Annotated in this window: 2 protein-coding genes and 2 pseudogenes; 3 read left to right on the top strand and 1 reads right to left on the bottom strand. The window is 76.2% G+C overall.

Annotated elements, in window-relative coordinates:
• A pseudogene (locus tag FGF04_RS38780) lies at positions 1–716 on the bottom strand (hypothetical protein); the annotation flags it as partial.
• A 408-nt stretch (positions 717–1,124) separates the two neighbouring features.
• Between FGF04_RS38780 and FGF04_RS38775 the strand changes: the two are divergent.
• The 3 genes and pseudogenes from FGF04_RS38775 to FGF04_RS38765 form a co-directional block, all read left to right on the top strand.
• Complete coding sequence (locus tag FGF04_RS38775; protein WP_149516088.1) at positions 1,125–1,550, top strand: hypothetical protein; 426 nt, start codon at positions 1,125–1,127, stop codon at positions 1,548–1,550.
• Between the two features lie 116 nt (positions 1,551–1,666).
• The gene (locus FGF04_RS38770; protein ID WP_188114418.1) at positions 1,667–2,284 is read left to right on the top strand and encodes an RNA polymerase sigma factor; all 618 of its coding nucleotides are present in this window, start codon (positions 1,667–1,669) and stop codon (positions 2,282–2,284) included.
• A pseudogene (locus FGF04_RS38765) lies at positions 2,281–2,501 on the top strand (hypothetical protein); the annotation flags it as partial. The gene FGF04_RS38770 and the pseudogene FGF04_RS38765, both read left to right, overlap by 4 nt.

The following is a 2,501-nucleotide window of genomic DNA, read 5'->3' as shown; positions in this document are numbered from 1 at the left end:
CCGGTGGGCTCCGGCTCCGGCTCCGTCGCGGTGCCGGAGGCGGGGCCGGTGCCCGCGGGCTCCGTCGCGTCCGGGGACGACGGGTCCGCGGCCGGGTCCGCCGGGTCCGCCGGGGTGGCGGAGCCGGTCGGGTCCTCGGCCGCGAAGGCGGCGTTCTCCAGGGAGGTGCCGGCGGCCGTGGCGGCACCCGCGCCCGTGCCCAGGGCCTCGTTCTTCGCCTCGGCCGAGGTCACGCCCGGGTCCACGAGGGCGAGTTCGAGGCCCGCGGGCAGCCCGGAGGAGGTGCCCCCGGCCGCTACGACCCGGGCCTCGACGCCGTCGCTCGGGCCGACCCACAGCGGATCGGACGCGCCGCGCGCCTGCCCGGCGCCCGGCTCGGCCTCGTCGACCGGGTGCGGCTCCAGGTCCAGGTCCTGCCAGCCGGTCCACGCGCCGGTGGCGAGGGAGCGGGTGCGCACCTGGGCGGTGCCGTCGAGCTCGGTCCTCGTGCCGGTCCAGGAGACGCCGAGCAGCGAGAACTGCTGGGTGCTCGTCCGCCCGACCTCGCGGCGGCCGGCGCCGGCGCTCTCCATCCTGAGCTCGTGCACCTTCACGGGCCGCTTGGCGCGCGCGGCGTCCGCCGACGGACCGTCACCCGGGTTCGCGACGGCGTACGTCACGACGCCCGCCCCGCCCAGGACCACGGCCCCGATCGTCAGCCACGCCCGCCGCTTCATGCTCAGCGGCCTGTACGCATGGGTCGTCCGGCGACTCAAATACCCCACCCCTAGAAAGCATTGCAAAAGCCCCACCCGGCACACGGGCGGCTTCCCAATTCAGCGTCATCCCCGCACGGAATGTCACCCGATGTAGGTGTGCGGTACAACACTTCGACCGGGACAAGACACTCGGGAGGGGCCGATGGTTGTACGGGTTCCTTCGCCTTCGCACATGACCTTTGTCACTGTCCGGAGGTGTGATGTCCGGGGCCGCCCGTCCGCTTGGTGTTGCGGACCGGCCGTGGCTCTCGCGGCCGGACGTGACCGGGCGAGGGGGCGTGAGCGGTGGACAGGACGGGCACGGAGTCGGACGCGGGACCCGGGAAGCGCCCGCGCGCCCCCCGCGGGCTCTCGGCCGACCTGCGGATGCGGCAGCACGCGGCGCAGTTCGTACGGGACGTCACGGCGCGCAGCCGGCTGCCGCTGGACTACTCCGTCGCGAGCCTGCGCGTCGTCGACTTCGTCGTCGACGGGCTGCGCAGGAGCGGCCGGGACCGTGCGGCGGTGGGGCAGACGCTGTTCGGGCTCGGCGCGTACGCCGGTGAGGTGCTGGTGCGGCGGGCCGGCGCGGCGTGGATCGAGTTCGACGAGGGGCAGCGGGCGCTGTTCGGGCAGCCGGTGGGCGTGCGGATGCCGGACGGGCGGGTGTGGAACCCGCTGGGCAAGGTCGTGAAGCGGTTCGAGGCGGGGGAGCGGGAGTCGCTGCGCACCCTCTACCTCCAGCTGCACGGGCGGKCGGGGACCGGGCTCCCCGGATGTGCGGGGAGGGGCGGCCCGGCTGACGGGCTGTGACGTTTCTGCGCCGCCCGGCGCAGATGACCTTGAAGACGTACGCCCAGGTGACGTCGCACGCCGCACGTGGGCGTGGCCCTGTGGGCGTGACCGTGTGCGGTGGTGGACGTGGGCAGTTGGGCCAGGGAGGGGGGACCCGTCGCGTGCGGTCGTCCGACGGGGACCTGGGTGCGGCTGTCGCACGGGCGCAGCAGGGGGACGAGGCCGCCTTCGCGGTCGCCTACCGGATCGTGCAGCCGGGGCTCCTCGGCTACCTGCGCGGGCTGGTCGGCGCCGAGGCGGAGGACGTGGCCTCGGACGCGTGGCTGGAGATAGCACGGGACCTGGGGCGGTTCCGCGGCGACGGGGCGGGGTTCCGCGGCTGGACCGCGACCATCGCCCGGCACCGGGCGCTCGACCACCTGCGGCGGCTGAAGGTGCGGCCGCGGGCCTCCGTGGTCGAACAGGACCTGCTCGACCTGCCCGCCGCGCACACCACGGAGGACCAGGCCCTGGAGTCCCTCGGCACGGACCGCGCCCTGGAACTGCTGGCGGGCCTGCCGCGGGACCAGGCGGAGGCCGTGCTGCTGCGGGTCGTCGTGGGCCTCGACGGCCCAGCTGCCGCGCGCGTGCTCGGCAAGCGCCCCGGCGCGGTCCGTACGGCGGCGCATCGGGGCCTCAAGCGCCTGGCCCGGCACCTCGGGGCCGACGGTGTGACGGATGGCGGGCCCCGGACGCTGGGGGAGTCGGAATGAAGGACGAGCGGCGCCCGGCCGGCGAGGCGGACCCGGACATGGGCGGACATGAGGACGGCGGCCCCCGCCTCGCCGCGCTGCTCGCCGGTGCCGTGCGGGAGGACGGGGTGGACCCCGGGGCCGAGCAGCGGGTGCTCGACGCGTTCCGGCGGGCGCGGGACCAGGGGGCGCACGGGGCGGCCCGCACGCGGCGGCGGGACGACTGGCGGCCCCTGGT

Source organism: Streptomyces apricus, assembly GCF_008369065.1.
Taxonomy (GTDB): domain Bacteria; phylum Actinomycetota; class Actinomycetes; order Streptomycetales; family Streptomycetaceae; genus Streptomyces; species Streptomyces apricus.
The sequence above is the reverse complement of the archived record's forward strand: the minus strand, read 5'-3'. Positions and strand labels throughout refer to the sequence as shown.